Consider the following 21,279-nt stretch of genomic DNA (forward strand, 5'->3'; position numbering starts at 1 on the left):
GGCGGTTTTTAATTATGTGTTAGCGAGCGTTATTTAAAGGAAACGCCATTCTTTGCTGCTTCTTTTGCCTTCACTGCAAGCAGTTCCGATACGGTGACGAAGCGGTATCCCTCTTGCTGAAGCTTGGGTAGTATTACTTTTAGCGCAGCAACGGTCTGGCTCCTTCCTTCTACCTTGTCGTGAAACAGCACAATATCCCCGTTGCGTGCGTTTTTCAGCACCTTGTTCGTAATGGCCGCTACGCCAGGAGAAGACCAGTCCCGGGTGTCCTGATGCCAAGACCATAACACAATGGTATAGCCTTTTTGTTTTGCAACATCGATGACCATGTCATTGTAAAATCCTCCGGGCGGTCTGAACAGCAGCGGACGTGGTACGCCAGCTTCTGTAATGGATTGCTCGGCAGCCACCATATCCTGCGTAAATTTGTCCTTGGCTGTGGATTTGACTGCATACGTATGGGCGTACGTATGATTCGCCACTTCATGCCCCTCATGCTGTTCCTGCATGACCAATTCTGGATACTTTTCTGCCCATTTACCCAATACGAAAAAGGTGCCTTTTGCTTGATACTGCTTAAGCAAAGCCAAAATCTGCGGGGTCTGTACCGGATCGGGACCATCATCGAAGGTTAACGCAATGAGCTTGTCCTGCGTGGGTACCTCCCAGACAATCTCTCCTCGTTCTTCGTAATATTGACGATTCTTCTGTACCGGCTTTGCATGGGCAGAACTGGTGCCTAGCATGAGAATCAGGGTGAACAATCCGATCGTTCGGGCTGCCTTCAGGTTCATGTTTAGGTCCTCTCTTTGTCGTCAAACGTAAACTCCCTGTTAGCATTTCCCGAATTGCCGGAACTATTTAACGGAAAATCTGGTCAATCCCTTTGATCTAGCTGTTTTTCAGTACGGTCGCTTCAACGTCGTTGATGAATCGGCGCAGCTTCGCAGCCACGTCACGATTGATCTCCCCATTCTCATACAACTGCTGGACCGTGTTTCGCTGCTCCTGAATGGCTACCATTTGCAGCTCAAGCTTTTCCTGATTGAACGGATCTTCGGTCTTGCCCTGATTCCAGGTTTTCAGTCTGGCGATCACTCGCTCATACTTGGCGATCACGGATAGAGCCACAGGCCGATTGCCATCATTCATGTGAGCACGTATTGCCTTAATAGCCGCTTCTGAAGTACGTAGTTTAACCTGGCGAAACAGATCTGCATTTTCAATCATAAACGGCTGATCCGGTTTCTCCGAACGATTCGTAAAGAGATGCCCAAGTACGCGTCCAATCTCGCTAATGGAGAACATCATCTGTGTATTGGTGCGGTTTGCCAGCATCATTTCCTTACGATCCAGCCAGCTGTTACATTTAAACGCCGCTTCTGACGCTATCACATTCTCATCCATCATAGTTTCAATTTCCTTACGCTCCGCCCGCGTACCAATCAGGTTGATGGCGGTTTCCTGCTTCAATATGTCCTTGCGCTTGCCCGCAGTCATCTGTCCTGCAGCCTGCCTGATATATTTCGACAAATCGGAAACTACGGCAAGTGCAGCGGCTTTGTTCTCGTCGGTCATTTCGGACTTGACTGCCCGGATGGCCGCATTAAGCATAATGTCCTGCGCCTTTCGTTCTGTCGTTTGCTGAGTACCATCTGCTGCCTTTTCATCATTCTTGGCGAGCAGTGGCAGAAACACACTTGCGGCGATTAATGTAAACAGGATGACTCCGGCTGCCAGAAAAATGATCAAATCCCGTTCTGGAAAAGGGGATCCGTCCTGAAGTACATACGGAATGGAGAACGCACCCGCAAGGGTTACTGCGCCTCTCACTCCTGACAGAGAGATAATCGTCATCTCTTTCAGCCTCGGCTTCCCGATCGGCGACTTCTTGCGGAACCACTCATTCCCTTGCCAGAACAGATAAATCCAGACAAAACGGAGCAGTAACAACAACACGGATATAAGTCCGACATACCCTAGAACCTGCAGATTATTAAAGGTTACATTCTCAAAGATTGTACTCAGTACATCCGGAATTTGGACACCCAGAATGACAAATACCAATCCATTCAGAATAAATAAAATAACGGACCATGTGCTTGCAGAGACCACCTGCATCTTCAACTGAACCGATTCAGTACGGTCACGTTCAATGGCATGGATAATGCCTCCAGCCACAACGGCCAGAATGCCTGAGACACCAATCTCTTCACTCACCAGATAAATAACGAATGGCGTAAGGATCTGCAACAGCATATGTATGGTGACGTCCTCCATACCCAGACGCCGGATCCAGACACCAAGCCGAATAAGCAGGAAGGATAACAATGCACCTGCCAGCAGACCACCAATGGCAATGATCAAAAAGCTGAACGAAGCCTCCGCCAATGAGAAAACGCCTGTAACCGTTGCTGCTATGGCAAATTTAAATGCAACCAGGCCAGATGCATCGTTCATCAAAGCTTCGCCTTCAAGAAGTCTATGTATGCTTTTGGGCAGATGTACACGCCCTGCCATGGCGCCAACGGCTACTGCATCGGTCGGGGACAGGATGGCCGCAAGAGCAAAAGCGGCAGGCAGTGGAATGGTTGGAATCAGCCAATGAATGGCGTAACCGGCCACAACTACTGTAACAAAGACCAAGCCCAGTGCCAGCAGCAGAATGGGAGCCCTCAAATTCCACAGTTCATGCCTTGGTGTTCGTTTGCCATCGTTGTATAACAATGGAGCGATGAAGAGCACAAAAAACAGTTCCGGATTCAATGGCAGATGTACCCCTGCAGGAAGAAGCGCAATCGCAACACCCAGTACAATCTGAATAAGCGGAACCGGGATGAATGGTACAAACCGGTTCAGGATGTTCGACAGACCGATGAGTACCAGTAATACAAGTACCGCAATAAACAATTCCATAATGGTAATCCCTTTCCCTAAATAAAGTTATAAACCCAATCGGAGTAGTCTTATTTTAACATATATCCGTTTTTGCTATAAAAATATTGTCATATTCATTACCCCGATAGTGGGGACGAGAACAGCACGGAGTGAGAATTTCAGTTTGGATTTGTTTATAAGATGTTACAATATGCTCAGGACAATACCCGTTTGGAAAGGAACTTGGTAACTATGGCATTTGGAATTAATCGGCAGGAGTTGTCAGAATGGAAAGACCGTGTATCACGCGGTGAACTTGCGTATCTTACTCATTTTTGGATAGATCCACGTTTCCCCGGTGTGACAAGTGTAACCAAAGTAGGCTGCTCAAACCTGGAACGGCTCGAACACTGGTGTCTGGAACACGGTCTTGATCCGCGCTATATCCATCGACGTCAACCTTTTCCCCATTTTGACCTGCTAGGACAGAAACAAAAAGAAATTCTGATGGAGATCGGGCTGACTGAACATATCCAGCGCTTCCATCTGTAATCATCAGTTTGAAAATAAAAAACGTCAGCCTTCAACATTCGTCCCACCGGGGACGAACCTTGAAGACTGACGCTTCAATGGCATTTATCAACGATGTGTTTGCTCCAAAGCTTTCATTTTTTCCAACAGCTTCAGTTCAATTTTCTTAAGCATCCCGACCATCTGCTGCTGCTCTTCTTCCGTAAGCGCTTGTAATAGTTCCCATGTCATACGTCCACGGTTGGCATTCAGGGATTTGGCCAGTTGTTCTCCATCTTCCGTCAAGGACAGCCACACAATTCTTCGGTCCTCTTCACTGCGTACCCTCTGAATCAATCCTTCACTCTCCAGCTGATTCAAGACAATGGTAGTAGCCCCGGATGATAAGCTGAGCTGCCTTGCCACATCGACAGCCATACAGCGCTGTTCCCTTAGAAGCATGCCCAATATATGACTCTTAGTCGGATTCAGTTTGCAGTTTGTTTCTGTTTTCTGCTGCTGGTCCAATACTTTATTTTTGTATCTGAAGAAGGCCTCCAACAATTGATCAATGTTTGCCAATTGAGAGTTTCGCTCCGTATCCGGGCTCATAAACGTTCCTCCTGCCTTTCATCATAACCTTCCTTACATTGTAACATATTTGTACTTTTTTGTTTGTGAAAAATGCGCTTGCTCCATAATATCAATCGTTGTTTCTAAAGTTCATGCTTATTTTTGCGATACATGTGACAAGCTACCTCATAGCATGATAAATGATTGATCTTGAGGAGGTATTGGAGCATGAACATTTATATTGTTTTCGACAGCGAGGGCGGGCATACACAAGCGCTGGCTGAGGCGATTGCTGCAGGGGCAGCCAGTGTGCACGGGGCTACCGTTCACCTGCATTCCACCGAAGAGGCAGATGTATACAAACTCGTGGAAATGGACGCCATTATATGGGGATGTCCCGGTCATTTCGGTTCAATCAGCTCCGGTCTGAAGAAATGGATCGACAAGCTTGGTTACCTATGGGCTGAAGGTAAACTTGTGGATAAGGTAGGTGCTGTTTTCTGTACGATTGCCACCGAACACGGTGGACTTGAATCAGCCTTACTTCATCTGCTGACCCCAATGCTGCATCAAGGAATGATTATAACCGGGCTGCCAGGAAACTTTGCCGACAACGCCTTATATGGTTCCTATTATGGTGTGGGGGTTACCTGCCCGGTGGACAGTGATGTTCTGCTGAGCGATCAAGGTATTGCCCTTGGCAGGGCCCTCGGAGAACGTGTCGCCCGGATCACCAATCGTCTTATCACCTAGACCCTGTATCCTTTGACTGATGTACCTTACTTTATTGTTCTCAAGCCTGAATCCCTGCACTTCGCTTTTCCGAAGCAGAGAAACATCGCAGGCTTGAGTCCACTCCAAATGAAGTTGCAACCGCCTATTGCAAAACCGCTGCAGATTTGTTTATAATAGCTAATATCTTAAAGTTACTTTTAGTTACTTAATTATTTTTATAAATTTGTTGTCAGAAAGTAATATAATAACATAGCAAGGGAATTTTAGGTATGAATGACAATAATCCATTACAAGTAGATGTCTGTATTGTTGGAGCAGGACCAGGCGGGGCCCTCCTGTCTTACTTATTGAACCGCCAAGGAATAACAACAGCATTAATCGAGCGTCAGCCTCATCTGCACAAGTCGTTTCGCGGTGAACTGCTTAACCAGGACGGCGAAGCTGTACTGAGCAAGCATGGACTATATTCGGGTGTAGCTCAGCTTGGGGCCATGCCTTTGGAACAGATTCAATACTGGGAGAACGGACAGATTATCCACACGGTTTACCCCGCTGAGGGAGAATCGCATGTGGGCATCCATGTACCGCAGGATCACCTGCTGGATTTTATTGTGTCACAATCTCAGGCCCTGCCGCACAATCATGAGAGGCTGCTACTTAATACCGTGATGACCGGACTGCTCAGGGATAAGTCAGGAAAAACGGTTGGGATCAATGTTCGGCAAAATAGTGTTCCTGCTTCTATTGAAGCAGCCATTATTGTGGGAGCGGATGGGCGATATTCGGCTGTACGCAAACACTCCAGGCTCACCCCGGATATACGGAAACATGGGTATGATCTGCTATGGGCCCGAATTCCTGCGCCTTCAGGCTGGGAACCAGCGGTTCGCATGGCGAGCATGAACGGTCAGCAGCTGGCGCTCTTCTCCCAATACGGCGGTTTTGTACAGATTGGCTGGAATATTCCACAAGGATCCTTCACCAAGCTGCGCGAACAACCCTTCGCCCCTTTTGTGGAGCAACTTGTGGAAGCCTTCCCTTGTCTTGCAGAATCGGTCGCTGCACATATTCAGACCTGGAGCGATTTTGTACTGTTATCCGTAGAGAGCAGTTACAGCGAGTCATGGACTCAGGATAATGTGGTTCTGCTCGGTGATGCAGCACATACCATGACCCCTACGGGAGCCTTTGGACTCAATGCAGCACTTGAAGATGCCGATGTACTTGCAGAGATCATTATTCGGATGGCGTCTGATCAATTCCAATTTACGGAATCCCTGAGGCAGCTGCAAGTGATTCGCGGCGACAAAGTGAAACAGCAGCTGGCCCGTCAGGTTGAGATGGAATCATCCTTTCAACAGCGTTATGTATCCCTGCGCTAGAAACCGATCAATATCGATAGCTTATAATTAAAATCAAACAGCCGAGGGCTTCTGTTCTGAAGCCCTCGGCTGTTTTGATTCATTTTTGTTATTACACTTCGCTGCCGTTCATTGCACTAACCCGAAGCTCCTGCAGCGGCAGGGACTTTTTCTCGGGATGACGCAAATATACTGTTCGGCTCTCGCCTGGAAGCAAGTCAAAATAGTTGTCACTGAACCGGACACGTCCCAGCGGGAGTTCCAGTTTGACCAATCTGGCAATGGCACCGCTGGCTGTGACGGTTACTGACTGTTCCTCCTCATTCACATGCACACTCAGCTGGGACTGCGGCAGCACGATATCCTTCGGATCACGGAGAAAGTATCGGTTAAGCGGGGCAGCAAATCCCTCCGATACCAGTTCAATCATGACTTCTTCCGCACGTCTGCCCTGCAACACGGCTGCCTCGCTTAATGCTCCGACCTTTGAAGAAGATTGGGCTTCAACTTCCACATGTAGTGTATTTGAGTAGATGTTCTCCCCATTCAATTGATATACATTTACCCGAAGCTGTCCTCTTAACACCTCAAGTTTATCGTTCACGACCCACAATGCAAGGGGCTCACCTGGCTCATGTTCCAGAGATAGCAGGACCGGATGGAAGAAAGTCTTCCCATAATAAAAGGATGCCTTGGGCAGCAGCTCATAATCAATCATGGACCAGCTCGTTCCCGGCCAGCTGTCGTTCAGCTGCCACACAAGCGCGCCACTATTCCGGTGCTTGATCCGCCGGAAATGTTCAATTCCGTACCGTAAGCCTTCCGCCTGAGTCAGCATCGAGTAGTTCATGTACTCTTCAATATTTTGCGGAATTCCCGTGTAACCTTCCATCAGAAGAATACCCTTTTGGTGATTGGTATCCTTGTTGCGATAGGCCATCTCCGGACTGCCCCAGTAGAACTGCCCTTCAGGCATATTTTTCTCCAGCGTATAGCGGTTAGCCGAGGCATGCATGCCGAATTCACTGCTGAACAAGGCATGGTCCTTTTTATAATTTTTGAACGTCACACCTTCAATGCTGTAGTCGAGCAGCGGCGGTTCACCGTGTTTTCTTGGATAAACAGAACCATGCCATACCTGCCAGTTGTGACGGTCACCCACGTCCGGATCATTAGCATCACTGCCACCCTTGTCTCCAAACGGCGAAGACGGCCAATACGGACGGGACGGATCCAGACGTTCCAGTGCCTCAGGAATCAGCTCATGATAGATCAGTTCCCCATAGAACGGACTGGTAATGTCTCCGCTGGCAGACTTCATATCGTAAAGCCAGTCAATCTCGTTATTGCCGCACCAGAGGGCAAGTGATGCCCGGTTCCGCAGCCTGATCACATTATTTTCAACTTCGCATCTGACATTTTCCATAAAATCATGATTGAAGTCAGGAAATAATGCATTCGCAAAAGCAAAATCCTGCCACACCAGCACCCCTTGCCGATCACACTCATCGTAAAAGACATCCTTCTCATAGATGCCGCCTGCCCAGACTCGCAGCATATTCATGTTTCCTTCCACGCTTAGCTCAATAAGCTCCCGGTATCTTGAGGGGGAGATGGCTCCGATCAGATGATCAGCAGGTATCCAGTTTGCTCCCTTGGCATATATCTTGATTCCATTCAATATAAAAGCAAATGCGTCTTCTCCCTGTTCATTGTGGAGGGCAAGTTCAATGGTTCGTATTCCATAGGGCTCGCTATAACGGTCTACTTCAGTTCCATCGGCGTATAGAATGACCTCCAGCGTATATAAGTACGGTTCACCCAGATCATGTGTCCACCATAATTGCGGTGATGGCACAATCAGTGTCGTATCCGCCTGTCCACCTTGTACAGTCAGCGCATCAGCCCGAACCACTTCGTCACCGCCCGCATCCAACAACCGGACATCGCACGTCGTGATCACAGCCTGCTTCAGTTGCTGTCTGCTTCGGAAGGACATCACCGATTTTACTTCTGCCGTAACGTTGATAACCGCCTGTCCTTGGCTGACGGACTCGGTCCGGGCAAACACACTATCCAGCTTCGCCATCCTGCGTCTCTCCAACCGAACTGGGCCCCAGATGCCAACGGTAACCATGCGCGGTCCCCAGTCCCAGCCGAAATTCATTGCTGCCTTGCGCAGCCATGGCCGTTCCTTCGTATAGGATGACCAATCGAATGTCTCTTTGTCACGGTTGTGCAGAGATAACGGATCGAATCGAACTGCAATAGCGTTCCACCCATGACGGACCAGTGTCGTTACATTGAAGGTATGGGACATGAGCATGTTGGCTGTTTTCCCCACTTCATGCCCGTTCACGTAGACCGTTGCAAATGTATCCAAACCTTCGAAGACAAGTTCGAAATACTCCTGGTCTTCTTCCCCCTTCACCAGGTTAAAGGTGGAGCGGTACCACCATTCCTTTTGCTCGATCCAGCGGCTTTTGGCATCGTTATGTCCGTAGTATGGCGGATCAATGACTCTCCTCGCCACCAATGCCGAGTGAACATCCCCTGGCACTTCCGCCCCGACCCAGAAGCGGTCATCCAGCGCAGCAGCCGCAATGTCCATGGCCCGCTTTTCCCCGACTTCAAAATGCTGTATCTTCCATTGACCTGACAAATCCTGACTAGAATCATTCTTCTTCATCATATGCCTCGCTCCCCAGATCCCTGAATCATTCCGCACCGAAAACGTTTGCAGAAACAAGCGCAACCATGTGTATCTGCTAGCTTCCTGAAGGCTTGAATGCATATGCCTCTTCGCGAAATTCACTCGGGGTCTTGCCTGTATGTTTTTTGAACAGCCTGCTAAAGTATTTTACGTCTTCATATCCACTCATGGCAGCGACTTCACTGACTTTTGCAGGAGAGACTGCCAGCATCTCCATTGCCCGCCGTATACGCATATTTGTTACAAAGTCCCCAAACGTTATACCTGTTTCTTTCTTGAACAGCTCGCTGAGATGTCCCGGATGCAAATGGATTTGACCTGCCACCTGCTGAAGGCTGATTTCTTGTGCCAACCCGGATTCCATGTAGGCAATGGCCTTTTGCACATGCGTAGCCTGCCCTTGGCCCATTTGGCTATAATATGTATGCATCAGGCCATATAAATGGTGAAACAGCATATCCCGAAGGTCCGCAGCATCTGCATCGGGTTCCGGCAGCCATGGTTCATATCGCGCAGGCTCTTCCCTTCCTATTGCACGCATTGTGCGAACCAGCCAGCGGTGTCCTGCGATGACCGCAGAATGCAAACAGGCATTAAACGATTCCGGCGTTACTTCTGGGTCCATCATGAGACCTTTTACAAGCTCTCGTGTCCATGAGGTCAAGGTGACAGGGTCATTATCGAGCAAAAGCGTCCCCAGCACGGTTTCCTCTTCATGCGTGAGTAATGTTTTGCCACCCTTGCGGTGCTTTACATCCTCGATGCTCCAGATCTTATCCTCCAACAAACCCAGATATTGAAAAGCTGCGGATGCCGTTAAATAGCTTTCGTGAAGGTGTACCTCTCCACAAACCGGATGGCCTAAGGCTGCACGCAGCGTACATTTCAGCAGCCGCTCTACATGATTGACTACCGTTCCCAGTATGTTCTGTAGTTCCTGCTGCCTGCTCGTTAACTGCATAACGCCGATAATCTGTTCCTTTTGAATATGGGTAACGGCACCAGGCAGCATATCTTCCAGCATGTTTTGCACAGCAAATCTTAAAAGCGCAGCAGAAGAACGACTCCATCCTTGCGCACGAATAACGAACACCTGCTGGTAGGCCTGACACCCATCCAATGAAGAAACAGCAAGGTCTGCCGCTTCCGGCTTCAAAAATGCTGGGCACGAACCTGTATTCATATCACCTTCAATAACCCACCGTTCGAACAACCGCTGTCGATTCTCCCGTAAGAGTCGCCCTTCCTTGGATTTCTCTGCCCAGCGGTCCGTAACTCTTTGTTTGGCCTGAAGAACCGTTTTGATGATTTCTTCCGGTTTGCTCGTTTTTAACAAATAATCCGTCACGCCCTGGCGAATCGCCTGCTGAGCATAAGAGAAGTCATCGTAACCGGACAAAATAATGACCTCCAGCTCTGGCAGCAATCGCAGCCCTTCATCTGCAAGCTCAAGCCCGGTCTTGCCAGTCATACGGATGTCAGTCATCAGAATGTGCGGACGTTCCTCAGCCAACCGGGATAACGCTTCTTCTGCCGAGGCTGCAGGTGTGAGGAGATCAATCCCCAGCTCGCTCCAGGCAATAACGCTGGCAAGTCCGGTGCGGATGATAACTTCATCATCAACAATCAGTAGTCTCATGGCGATTCCTCCAGAAAGGGTATGGAAAATGAAATACGGGTCCCCCCGCCAATCCGGCTGTCCATTTCAAGTTGAGAGACCGCACCATAATGGAGCAGCAATCTCTCATTTACGTTGTGAATCCCGTAACCACCAGCAGAGGGATTCACTTCCGGCAGTCTTTCCCTCAACTGTTCCAGCCTCTCCTGTTCCATGCCGACGCCATCATCCAGCACCAGTATGTTCATTCGTGCTTCATCCTGGTCTTGACGTATCATGATGGTAATCGTTCCCGTGCCATCCTTGGGCTGAATACCATGTACCATGGCATTCTCAACAAGCGGCTGCAGCAGAAGCTTCAGCATCATCCGCTGCTCCAATGCGGGATCCACAATATAATGCACCGAAAATTTATCGGGGAAGCGGATGGACTGCACCCGCACATAATGCTGAATATGGGCAATCTCCTGTCCAACCGGACAGAAATCCTTGCCGTTATTCAAGCTAATGCGCAGGAAATCACTTAAGCCTTCTACCATATCTGCAATCCGGCTCTCTTTCGACATCAGGGCGATCCAGTGAATGGACGAAAGGGTGTTATACAGAAAATGGGGATTGATCTGTGCTTGAAGTGCTCTGAGATCTGCTTCTTTCTTGCGGGCTTCACCGCGTATGACCTCTTCCTTCAGGCTCTCGATATGTGCGCCGAGCAGATTATAACTCTCTCCCAGTCTGCCGATCTCATCATCACTTTCAGATCGGAACAAGGGCAGCGGCCGATCCGGGTCAATACGGGACAAATGCCTGGTGAGCACACGGAGCGGCCTTGTCACGCGGCGGACGGTAAACCAGACAAGTCCTGCGCAGATGACAGCCGAAGCAACTACGGCTACAGCCGTGAGTATCAGAATATAACCGTTCTCAGACTTGTACTGATCGTAAGGTACTGTTCCGGTCAACGTCCATCCCGTCAGCTGTTCCGGATAATAGAGTAGCGTCCGTTTATTATCTCCGCTGCCATACGTGGTTGTCCCGCTCTCACCTTGCTGAATCAGCGTCTTCACTCCCGGCTCGACCTGCTCCAGCGTCTGCCCAAGCCGGGATTTATCCATGGAAGACAGGATCTCTCCAGATCGTCCGATCAGCTCCAAACGGCCTTCGCCCCTGCCAAGCCCAAGCGCGGCCCAGTCTTTGGAAATCGCTTTTTCATCCAGGCTGATGGCGAGCCATCCGATGGGCCGATAATCATGAATGCTGCGGATGGGACGCAATAAGGTGATCACATTTTGTATCCCTGCATAGTTGCGGACCGGGTAGACGCCGGTCCACGTTTTGACCGCATCGCCACGAGGAGCTGGAGGATCGGAAGTACCCGGTTCATACCAGGTCGCAGTTGTCAGTACAGCATCAAACCGATCCGGATATATCGCTATATTCGCAATATATTTCTTAGATGCTGCCAGATTGGTCATCCTGCCGACAATATCCACGCGGTCCAGTTCATGATCTTCATTGCGGCTCAGATACTGCTGAATATCGCGCTCTCCAATCAGGAAAATCGAAATATTCTCGGCATCCTGCAGCATATAGCGAAGATTGGCTTCCACCTGTTTCAGTGTGTCCATACCGGACAGTTTCGTCTTCTGCTCGGTAATGCGGGAAGAGATCAGAAACGCGAACAGACCCAGCGCCAGAAGCGGCACAATCATGGAGGCAGTTACGACAACCGAGAGCTTCCTCTGCAGCGAAGATGTGAGCCAGCTTCCCAATTCTTTTCCTCCTCTGGATGCGCTTTCGTTTACCCTTTAACCGCTCCAGCCGTCATGCCTTTCATAACCTGTTCCTGAAAAACAAGGTATAGAATAATGGTCGGAATAACCGACAGCGTCATGGCGGCCAGTGTTAATCCATAATCCGTCTGGTATCCGTCTGCGAAGTTTGCAATCGCCAGCGGTAACGTTTTCAATCCTGTTTTGTTAATAAACACGAGTGCGAACGAAAAGTCATTCCAAGCATGCAAAAAACTCAAAATCGTAACGGTGGACAGCGCAGGCACTGACATCGGCAGCATGATTCGGGTAAACAGTCCCCACAGGCCTGTTCCATCGATAAAAGCTGCCTCTTCAATATCACGCGGTACACTTGTCAGATAAGCCGTCAGTACAAAGATGGCTGTTGGCAATGCAAACGCCGTATATGGCAGGATTAATGCCCAATACGTATTCAACAGGGACATCTGCTTCATTAAAATGAACAAAGGAACCAGTGTGCTATGAATGGGAATCAGCATGCCTACAACGAAAAAGGTCATGACCAGCCCTTTCCAGCGGAACTGGAATCGTGCCAGGATAAATGAAGCAAGAGCTGCAATAAACAATGTCAAAATCAATGATCCCAGAGATACAACCAGCGAGTTGCCAAACGCCGTCCCCAGTTTGGAGCTTTCCCATGCATTGCTGAAATTGGCCACATTCCATTGGGCCGGCAAGCCAAATGGTCTGCTGTAGAAATCTTCATTCGTTTTGAACGCACTAATCACCAGCCAGTAAAACGGATACAATGTTAAAATACCATACACCGTCAGCAGCGTCCAAACAATTCCGCTGCGTAGCCGGCGAACCGGATGGCTTGAGGCTCTTCCCGGCGATGGCATCGTTACAGGTGTCGTACTCATTACAGTTCCTCCTCTCTTCTAGTTCTCTTTTCTCTTGCGACTGGTCACCCACTGGCTTGTTCCGATGAGCAGCAGGGAGATCAGTACGATGGTTGTCGAGATCGCACTACCGAAACCGTAACGGTAGGTCGTAAAGGTTGAATTATACATATACGTAGCGAGCAGCTCGGTTGCATGAGCTGGACCACCTTTGGTCATGATGTACACCAGATCAAACGATTTCAGACTGCCCGAAATGCACAGAATGATCGCCACCTGCACGGTGCCCCAGATCATGGGCAGAGAGATCGACACCAGCTTACGGATACCCGATGCGCCGTCGATTTTGGCAGCATCATGAATTTCACCCGGAATGTTTTGCAGCGCAGAGATGAAAATAATAAGGTACAAACCAACGAAGCTCCACAACAGTGGCGGTACCAGAGAGAAGATCGCTATCTTGTCGTCAGATAACCATTGCAGTTTCCAGCTCTCCAGCCCGAGCGCATCCAGCAGGAAGTTCAGGATTCCGATCTGCGGATGATAGATATATTGCCAGATCATGCCGATGACCACCGTAGACAAAACCATCGGCAGGAAGACAGCGGAGCGCAGAAAGCGCTGCAGGGGATTACTTTTGTGCAATATGACTGCCAGCATCAGCGCTAATGGAATCTGCCCAAACACGGAGGCCAAGACAAAAATGACGTTGTTTTTCAGTGCTCGCCAGAATACCGGGTCATGCCAGATCTCCACGTAGTTATTCAGACCAATATACTTGGACTCCCCAATGCCGGACCAGTTGAAGAAGCCGTAATAGGCTGACCATACAACCGGCACAAATACAAACAATGCATATATGATGACTGCCGGAGCAAGCCCCAGCATGATAAAACGACGACTGCGCAGTGCGTTCATTCCTTCACTTCCCTTCATTAATGCCTTACCTATCCCCTTCGTACAATGGATCTTGCAAATGAGAACGGAAAACCCCTCCCCTGCCGGGAAGGGGCAATAACTGCTCAGCCAGTCTCATTCAGTACGAATCACTGGGCATTTCAACTCATGACCCATTTGTCATCCAGTCTGTTAGTTGCCTGTGGCATTGGCCTGGGCAGCCTGGATTTTGGCAGCGATATCTTCCGCTTTGCCGCCCATCAGCAGTTCCTGCAATCCGTTATTAATGACCTCAACCGTTGCCGACCCCAGCTTGGAATCGTAAACCGGATTAATCTTCACTTCCTGCATCAAGTCATACAACTCCACGAACAAAGGATGTGCCTTGGATTTGTCCAGGTCAATGTTGTAGCTGACAAGTGTACTGCTGTCCAGCGTAGCCTTCTGACCTTCAGGTCCTGCCAGGGCATAGAACAGCTCCATGGCTGCCTCTTTTTGGGCACCGCTCAGCTTTTTGCTTACACCAAGCCCGGTACCTACCACGCCTGAGGTTGTTCTTGGCTCTCCCTGTCCACCATCCACTGGGGGAAGAATCGTAATATGCGTGTTGTCCAATACTTCTGCAGGTGCGTTATTCACCAGGTTCGCGAGGGCCCATCCACCATTCATGACCATCGCTGCTTTCCCCTGAAAGTACAGCTGCATCATCTGTGTTTCGTCAATACTGTTGAATCCATCCTGAAATGCTTTATTGTTACCAAGCTCCTGCATTTTGTTTAACGCCTCGATAAACTGCGGATCGGTAAAACTGGCACCATCCTGAGCCGCTGCTTTCAGAAACCAATCTGTACCCGTAATCCGGTCAGCCAGCGTACTGAAGATCGTTGATTGTGCAACCCAGTTCGCCTTGTTCCCCAGCGCCATTGGAATAACCTTATTTTCATTAAACGTTGCAATGGCCTGCTCCAGCTCGGCCCATGTTTCAGGAACTTTGACGTTATACTGTTTAAACAGCGCCTCATTGTAATAAATGAAGGAACTCGGTGCCAGATTCATCGGCACAGAGTAGATGTTCCCGTCAACTGTGTATCCATCCAGTGCATTCGGGATAAAGTTGTCCTTCCACTCCGGCTTTGCATCCAGCTCTGTGTTGATGGGCTGTAGCAGATCACCTTTTACAAACTCTTTGGTCATGGCATCCGGCCACATGACAAACAGGTCCGGCATTTCGTTCGCAGCTGCTACTGTACGGAGCCTTGTTTTAAGACCGTCTGTAGGCAAGCCCTCATCCACCACTTCAATATCGGGATGTGATGACCGGAAATCTTCAATGATTTTTCGCATGGCTACTGCCTTTGCATCCTGTCCGGTCCAGTTATGCCACAGCGTAACGGTGACTTTATCGTTGCTGCCCGTTCCTTCCGAAGCATCACCGCCACTGCAGGCCGCGAGTACCATCGAAAACAAGGCAATTGCTACAAAACCCGAAAGCCATTTTCTTAACATCTCTATACTCCCCCTTGGCTGATTGAATACCCTAATTGTAAATGGTAACGTTATCATAACGTAAGGTGACGATCCACGGATGCAGGGGTGAAAAATATCGGATGCCCCACTAGCCCATCACTTGCGATTAAAACAAAAAAGCTCTCGACGTGAGAGCTCTTTACGCAAATAATCTATTTCATATGAAAAAGAATAAGTTCAGTTTATTTCAAGCTGTTTTTGATAAGTGCCGCAAAAGCTTCCGAGCCTTCCTTCGTCAAATGTACGCCGTCTTTCTCGAAGTACTCGTTATGCCCTTCGCTTGCACTGTTCCAGTCAATGAGGGAAACATTACTGTAAGATGAGGCTGCTTCGTCCAGTGCTTTGTTAACCGTTCGTTCCCAAGGACGTGGGACCCGTACAGTAACCAGATATACATGATTCTCATCCTTAAGGTAATCAAGCACTGAATTCAGGCTTTTGGAATTGAATGAACCGTTGGTTCCAAGTTCAAGTACAACCTGATTGCCCAGTTGATCGTTTCTCTTGAGCCCGTCCAGGACATCGGCTGCCTCCCACATCTGACGGCCAACATGACCGTCCACGTGTACCCCGGACATATGCTGTTCCAAGTAAGGCTTGGCGTCCAATATGACCGAATCCCCTATCACGGTATAGTGGATCTTGCCGTCTTCAGCAGGAGGAGCTGCGTCTCCATCCTCTTGCGAAGCCTCTCCCGGTTGATCAGGGTTCTCTACTGTATCGGTTCCGTCCTCATCGGCATGATCTGTATTTCCAGCAGCCTCTTCAGCAGTCTGGTTTGGCTCATCAGAAGCCGTTCCATTTCCTTCATTGGATGCCGGTTCTTCCGATGGGGAGGGCGTATCCGGCTTCGACGTCTGCTCTGCTGGCATGTCTTGCGGGTTGCCACCGGCATCTGCAGGCTTGTCGTTCTTCTGCGGTGACGGCTTCTGACCGGACCCTGCAGTATCAACGGGAGCCGGAAGAACGTCCTGTCCGATCTCCTCATGCACAGCATGTTCTCCATTCAATGTGGTAGACATCGATACAGAATGTGAATCGGAGTTCGCCGCAGATGAGATCATCATCTGTGACACGGTGAAGCACATAAACAGAACAGACATCACCAGTCCGCCCCGCTTCAACCATATCTGATGCGTACCAATACTGTTCCGCCCTCTGCCCCATAGCCGGGACCAGGTGTCACGGAATCCGTTATATCGGATTGGATTCTCAATGAACTTCAATGATAGTGAAGCCAGCACTACGGTGGCTGCCACTTGAAGAATCATTCGAACCGGATGTAGACCTCCCGTATCGACCACAGGACTTGTCAGTACAATTACAGGATAATGCCAGAGATAGAGCCCATAGGAACGCTCCCCAATCCATCGAAGCGGTTTTGCACCAATCAGGCGTCCCAGAATCGAAGAAGGGTGAGCCAGCACAGCGACCAGCAGCGTTGTGGCTATGGCTTGAAGTACCATCCCGCCTTGGTAGAGCGAAGGTTCATATTCACTGCTGTTCATCATCATGTAGACCAACAGAGCCAGCGCTGCCAAGCCCGATACATCGAGCACGGCTCGATTAAGGCTCGCAAGGGAGGAGGACAGTTTGCGGCTTGGCCACACAACAGCCAGCGCTGCCCCGGCCAGCAAGGCAAAAGCACGCGTATCCGTACCATAATATACACGGCTCGGGTCCAGATCCGGATTGTACATGATCGCCATTGCGCCCGCAGATAACTCAGCGGCTACAACAATGAAGACAACGAGCCATCCCTTTCTTTTGAACAGCTTAATTGATAGAACAAGAAGCAGCGGCCACACCAGGTAAAATTGTTCTTCCACTGCGAGCGACCAGAAATGCCCGAACGGTGATGGCGGACCAAAACTCTCAAAATAGGATACGTGGTGGAAGATATACCACCAATTGCTTATGTATAATACACCCGAAATGACGTCCCCACGCAGGGCAGCCAGACGGGAAGGATCTGTAAAGAGCAGCCAGACCATTACCACGGCAGTCATGGTAAGCATACCAGGCACCAGACGCCTGATTCGTCTCACCCAAAAATCACCGAGTGAAATGCGTCCATGTTCCTGCCATTGGGACACAAGAATATCTGTAATCAGATAACCTGATAAAACAAAGAAAATCCCGACACCGAGCAAACCGCCGGGGATAAAACTCAGATTAAGATGATATCCAATCACAGCAAGCACAGCAATGGCCCGCAAGCCATCCAGTCCGTTCATATGACGCCTGTTTTTCAACGTTTGTGACATGTGCGCCCCTCCTTGTTGCTTCGGGCCCACGTCATGGATGTCTGGGGCGGTTGCAAATCAACTTCGCTTCGCATCGTGATTCTGGTTGTCATTAACATACGTATTGCACCTTTCGTCGTTCATTTCCAATATATCGATCAACACTCACGCTTAGCATTATACGCTCCAGCGCAGCGAGATAAATTACAGTAGTAGTTACAAAGTGGTGAAACGATGTAACCTTTCCTGCCAGCATGTATAGCTGTAAAATCATACTCCAAAATTGTCGTTTAATACAGTCTTTTTCTTGGACTGGGTAATATTACCTCACTGCCATATCAATACAAAAAGACCGCCCACTTCCTCAGCAGCCACTATCCATTATAAACCTATCTCCAACCGGATTGAAAGTTTTGCCCATAAATGCTTCCAGGTGCCTAGGACCCCAGAGGTGGAAAGGCTGAATCCTCTCTTCCGTCCCGGCATCTTCTAGTTGAAAATCCTCCGAAGCTCGCTGGTTTCATTTATCATACAAAAAAAGAGCGACCAAAGTGCTGGTCACCCTTTGACTCATTATTAGGTTAAAAAACGGGCTTACGTCTATTCTCCTAATTGCATTTGCTGTATCCACATTGGCTGCACGTCTTGCAGCCTTCGATGTTAATCAATGAAGCTGAACCACAGGAAGGACACAGGTCTCTCGATGCTGTATAGGTTATGAATTCTTCATTCTCTGTACCCGCAGCATTTGAAGGTTGGTTCACATTCACCGATTCAGGAAAGCTATTCTCAGTCTGGTCTGCATCTTCGAGAGTAGAGGATGCATTCACCTGAGCTGTACTCTGTACATGACTTTCAAGCGCCTTGGCTACTGCGTCTGCGATGGACTCCACCCGGTTAACACCAAAGCCAATCGCTCCCGAACCACCGATGCCTTTCAAATGTTTGATAAGCAGCTCCACTTTATGTCCGTGGTCACCATATCGCAGGAACAGCGAGCACACTCTTCCCAGTGCTTCCGCCATGGCGAATACATCTGAACCGGCTTTACCCACGTTCAGGAAGATCTCTGCCGGAATGCCATCCAGATCGTTAATCGTAATGTAAGCCATGCCGAACGGAGTATTTATTTTGTACGTTGCTCCCCGCAGTACCTGTGGACGACTCTTGTACTGTTTATCCAGTACTTTGGCAGGAGACGAAGCTGCTACGATTACTTTGTCACTACTCTCTGTCTCCAAAGGCGCTGATGAGATAGATGTCGTTTCATTTACCGCATTTGTTTCTTTGACTGGACTCGGATCTTTAACAGGATTAGCTTCCTTTGTTTCGTTACTTCCTTCACTACTCGCTTCTTCCTTCTTCGTCGTGGACAGGACCTGTACATCGCGGCTGCCATCCCGGTAGATCGTGACTCCCTTACAACCGAGATCAAAAGCAAGCTCATACAATTGTGCTGTATCTTCTACAGTAAAATCAGCCGGACAGTTAGCCGTCTTCGAGATGGAGCTGTCCACCCATTGTTGAATTGCTGCCTGTACCCGAATATGATTTTCGGCTGACAGATCCATCGCCGTTACGTAATAGTCGGGCAGTTCCTCGCCAGGGTGCTCATCCAGCCATTCCTGGGCAATGGGGACAAACTGCTCATCGTAACCGAGCCGGCTTTGACGGAAATATTTAAAAGCAAAGTAGGGTTCAATTCCTGTCGACGTACCCACCATTGTTCCCGTGCTTCCTGTTGGGGCCTGTGTGATTAGGGTTACATTGCGAACCCCTTTCTTCCGGATGGCCTCTCCCACTTCGGGGTAAGTTCCAACCAGATTTTTCATAAATCCACTCTGTAAATATGGCTCTAATTCAAAAGCAGGAAATGCTCCCTTCTCTGCCGCAATATCTGCTGATGCGAGATATGCCTCTTTCGCAATAAAACCATACAGTTTATCCAGGAATTCCAGTGATTCCGGACTGCCGTACCTGATGCGAAGCTTGATCATCAGCTCTGCCAGGCCCATCGTGCCAAGTCCAACCCGTCGCTCCCGCTGCTGATTCTTCTGATTTTCTTCAAAATGATAAGGCGTCGCATCAATCACATTGTCCAAAAATCTTGCTGAAATGCGTGTTGTCTCTGCCAGCTCCTGCCACGCTACATCATGACTGGCTTCATCGTAAAATTTGGATAAGTTGATGGCCGACAGATTGCAGACGCCCCATCCTGGCAGACCTTGTTCTCCGCATGGATTGGTACATATAATCGGATTAAAATACCAGCTGTTGGACATCTGATTGTAGTACTCCATAAAGACAACACCCGGCTCCGCTGATTTCCAAGCCGATTCGATGATCGTACGCCATATATCCCGGGCCTTAAGCGTGCGGTAATGGATAACCTGGCGCCCTGCTTCCTTCCATTGCTGCAGATCCCCGTTCCACTCGTTGTCATAATCGGGATCGCTCGTATCCGGAAAAACAAGCTCCCAGTCCCCGTCCTGTTTGACGGCTTCCATAAACGCGTTGCTCACACATACTGACAGATTGGCATTGGTGACCTGCCCCATCGTTTGTTTGACGGTAATAAAATCCATCACATCCGGATGCCAGTCGTTCATCATCAGCATGAGTGCTCCCCGGCGGCTGCCTCCCTGTTCAATCAATCCAGTGGTATAACTGAACAAGCCACCCCACGATACCGAACCGCTGGAGGATCCGTTAACTCCTTTAACAACTGCACGACGTGGACGAAGTGACGACAGGTTGATGCCAACGCCACCACCGCGAGCCATAATCTCCGTCATCTCCGTCAACGTTTTCATAATGCCGCCCCGACTGTCCTCGGGAGAAGGAATAACATAACAATTAAAGAGTGTCAGCTCATCGCTAGCCCCCGCACCAGCAGCAATTCGTCCCCCGGGAACCAGCTTCCAATCGTCCAGTACAGCCCGGAACTTGGATTGCCACTTTTGCTGCTCTTCCGGAGTGGATTCTACAGACGCCATTGCTCTCGCGAGGCGGTCCCACATCTCTTCCGGTGTTTTTTCTATAGTAAGCGTCAGCTTCTCCACTTCCGTCTGGATCGTTTCTCCACTGCGAGTCTTCACTTTCACCGTCTGACCCTGCCGTTCGATGATTTCGCCCACTTCCTTTGTCGGAAACTTCGGGTCATCTTTCGTCAGAACGAGCACAACATCTCCTGCCTTGGCATGGTTTGGATCGGCATCCTTCCAGGCATAACGATCCAAAAATATTTTTTCACTGAGTCCTTCCAGCTTGTGCGACAATTTGTTCATAGTCATTATGATTGCAGCCTCCCCAAAAATCCCATTGCATTTCTATTATACGTTTAAAATATGCCAAAACACCATATATAGTGATTTATATCCAGTATAGTACACCATATGTTGATTTTCCATGTGACTTAAGTCACAGCTATTTTTTCTATTCGCCTTGTACTTGGACAAGCTCCCTCTTACGCCATCAAACTCTCTCATTCAAAATTTGTGAATTTTTTGGGGCATCACTATCCGAATTCGCACCTTATTGAAAGGCTGGTTATGAACTGCCTCTCATTC

General features: G+C 49.1%; 14 protein-coding genes. 3 read left to right on the forward strand and 11 right to left on the reverse strand.

The genetic code is table 11. From position 1 onward, the window contains the following. Nucleotides 1-29: 29 nt before the first annotated feature. Together ABGV42_RS10515 and ABGV42_RS10520 are read right to left on the reverse strand one after the other, a co-directional pair. Nucleotides 30-794 carry a polysaccharide deacetylase family protein gene (locus ABGV42_RS10515; protein WP_347381613.1) on the reverse strand — a complete coding sequence of 255 codons (765 nt, stop codon included), beginning with the start codon at nt 792-794 and terminating at the stop codon, nt 30-32. A gap of 97 nt (nt 795-891) precedes the next feature. Then, nucleotides 892-2,916 carry a Na+/H+ antiporter gene (locus ABGV42_RS10520; protein WP_347381614.1) on the reverse strand — a complete coding sequence of 675 codons (2,025 nt, stop codon included), beginning with the start codon at nt 2,914-2,916 and terminating at the stop codon, nt 892-894. A gap of 213 nt (nt 2,917-3,129) precedes the next feature. Between ABGV42_RS10520 and ABGV42_RS10525 the strand changes: the two genes are divergently transcribed. Next, complete coding sequence (locus ABGV42_RS10525) at nt 3,130-3,429, forward strand: hypothetical protein (protein ID WP_347381615.1); 300 nt, start codon at nt 3,130-3,132, stop codon at nt 3,427-3,429. 87 nt (nt 3,430-3,516) lie between these two features. Here ABGV42_RS10525 and ABGV42_RS10530 read toward each other — a convergent pair whose 3' ends face one another. Continuing rightward, a complete protein-coding gene (locus ABGV42_RS10530) occupies nt 3,517-3,999 on the reverse strand; it encodes a MarR family winged helix-turn-helix transcriptional regulator (RefSeq protein ID WP_347381616.1) in 483 nt (160 codons plus the stop codon). 189 nt (nt 4,000-4,188) lie between these two features. On the opposite strand from ABGV42_RS10530, the gene ABGV42_RS10535 reads away from it, so the two are divergent. Continuing rightward, nucleotides 4,189-4,713, forward strand: a complete 525-nt coding sequence (locus ABGV42_RS10535; protein WP_175399801.1) for an NAD(P)H-dependent oxidoreductase — start codon at nt 4,189-4,191, stop codon at nt 4,711-4,713. 251 nt (nt 4,714-4,964) lie between these two features. Then, a complete protein-coding gene (locus tag ABGV42_RS10540) occupies nt 4,965-6,077 on the forward strand; it encodes an FAD-dependent monooxygenase (RefSeq protein ID WP_347381617.1) in 1,113 nt (370 codons plus the stop codon). Between the two features lie 91 nt (nt 6,078-6,168). Here ABGV42_RS10540 and ABGV42_RS10545 read toward each other — a convergent pair whose 3' ends face one another. The 8 genes from ABGV42_RS10545 to ABGV42_RS10580 all read right to left on the reverse strand — a co-directional run bounded on the left by ABGV42_RS10545 (nt 6,169) and on the right by ABGV42_RS10580 (nt 21,003). Next, complete coding sequence (locus ABGV42_RS10545; RefSeq protein ID WP_347383199.1) at nt 6,169-8,745, reverse strand: beta-mannosidase; 2,577 nt, start codon at nt 8,743-8,745, stop codon at nt 6,169-6,171. Nucleotides 8,746-8,824: 79 nt separating this feature from the next. Further along, nucleotides 8,825-10,408, reverse strand: coding sequence for a helix-turn-helix domain-containing protein (locus ABGV42_RS10550; protein ID WP_347381618.1), 1,584 nt, complete (start codon nt 10,406-10,408; stop codon nt 8,825-8,827). Then, nucleotides 10,405-12,156: a cache domain-containing sensor histidine kinase gene (locus ABGV42_RS10555; protein WP_347381619.1), complete on the reverse strand. Its 1,752-nt coding sequence runs from the start codon at nt 12,154-12,156 to the stop codon at nt 10,405-10,407. The genes ABGV42_RS10550 and ABGV42_RS10555 overlap by 4 nt, the downstream gene beginning before the upstream one ends. Nucleotides 12,157-12,185: 29 nt before the next feature. Further along, complete coding sequence (locus ABGV42_RS10560; RefSeq protein ID WP_347383200.1) at nt 12,186-13,040, reverse strand: carbohydrate ABC transporter permease; 855 nt, start codon at nt 13,038-13,040, stop codon at nt 12,186-12,188. Nucleotides 13,041-13,079: 39 nt separating this feature from the next. Further along, the gene (locus ABGV42_RS10565) at nt 13,080-13,958 is read right to left on the reverse strand and encodes a carbohydrate ABC transporter permease (RefSeq protein ID WP_095287994.1); all 879 of its coding nucleotides are present in this window, start codon (nt 13,956-13,958) and stop codon (nt 13,080-13,082) included. Nucleotides 13,959-14,129: 171 nt separating this feature from the next. Further along, nucleotides 14,130-15,443 (reverse strand): extracellular solute-binding protein, encoded by a 1,314-nt coding sequence (locus ABGV42_RS10570; RefSeq protein WP_347381620.1) that lies wholly within the window; start codon nt 15,441-15,443, stop codon nt 14,130-14,132. Between the two features lie 203 nt (nt 15,444-15,646). Continuing rightward, nucleotides 15,647-17,731 carry an acyltransferase family protein gene (locus ABGV42_RS10575; RefSeq protein WP_347381621.1) on the reverse strand — a complete coding sequence of 695 codons (2,085 nt, stop codon included), beginning with the start codon at nt 17,729-17,731 and terminating at the stop codon, nt 15,647-15,649. A 587-nt stretch (nt 17,732-18,318) separates the two neighbouring features. Further along, a complete protein-coding gene (locus tag ABGV42_RS10580; RefSeq protein WP_347381622.1) occupies nt 18,319-21,003 on the reverse strand; it encodes an adenosylcobalamin-dependent ribonucleoside-diphosphate reductase in 2,685 nt (894 codons plus the stop codon). Between the last annotated feature and the right edge of the window lie 276 nt (nt 21,004-21,279).

The sequence above is a fragment of the Paenibacillus pabuli genome, from assembly GCF_039831995.1.
In the GTDB taxonomy this organism is placed as follows: domain Bacteria; phylum Bacillota; class Bacilli; order Paenibacillales; family Paenibacillaceae; genus Paenibacillus; species Paenibacillus pabuli_C.

Coding starts and splice junctions, on each gene's coding strand:
- ABGV42_RS10515 (WP_347381613.1), bottom strand. CDS start 794: ATGAACCTGAAGGCAGCCCGAACGATCGGATTGTTCACCCTGATTCTC.
- ABGV42_RS10520 (WP_347381614.1), bottom strand. CDS start 2,916: ATGGAATTGTTTATTGCGGTACTTGTATTACTGGTACTCATCGGTCTG.
- ABGV42_RS10525 (WP_347381615.1), top strand. CDS start 3,130: ATGGCATTTGGAATTAATCGGCAGGAGTTGTCAGAATGGAAAGACCGT.
- ABGV42_RS10530 (WP_347381616.1), bottom strand. CDS start 3,999: ATGAGCCCGGATACGGAGCGAAACTCTCAATTGGCAAACATTGATCAA.
- ABGV42_RS10535 (WP_175399801.1), top strand. CDS start 4,189: ATGAACATTTATATTGTTTTCGACAGCGAGGGCGGGCATACACAAGCG.
- ABGV42_RS10540 (WP_347381617.1), top strand. CDS start 4,965: ATGAATGACAATAATCCATTACAAGTAGATGTCTGTATTGTTGGAGCA.
- ABGV42_RS10545 (WP_347383199.1), bottom strand. CDS start 8,745: ATGAAGAAGAATGATTCTAGTCAGGATTTGTCAGGTCAATGGAAGATA.
- ABGV42_RS10550 (WP_347381618.1), bottom strand. CDS start 10,408: ATGAGACTACTGATTGTTGATGATGAAGTTATCATCCGCACCGGACTT.
- ABGV42_RS10560 (WP_347383200.1), bottom strand. CDS start 13,040: ATGCCATCGCCGGGAAGAGCCTCAAGCCATCCGGTTCGCCGGCTACGC.
- ABGV42_RS10565 (WP_095287994.1), bottom strand. CDS start 13,958: ATGAACGCACTGCGCAGTCGTCGTTTTATCATGCTGGGGCTTGCTCCG.
- ABGV42_RS10570 (WP_347381620.1), bottom strand. CDS start 15,443: ATGTTAAGAAAATGGCTTTCGGGTTTTGTAGCAATTGCCTTGTTTTCG.
- ABGV42_RS10575 (WP_347381621.1), bottom strand. CDS start 17,731: ATGTCACAAACGTTGAAAAACAGGCGTCATATGAACGGACTGGATGGC.
- ABGV42_RS10580 (WP_347381622.1), bottom strand. CDS start 21,003: ATGACTATGAACAAATTGTCGCACAAGCTGGAAGGACTCAGTGAAAAA.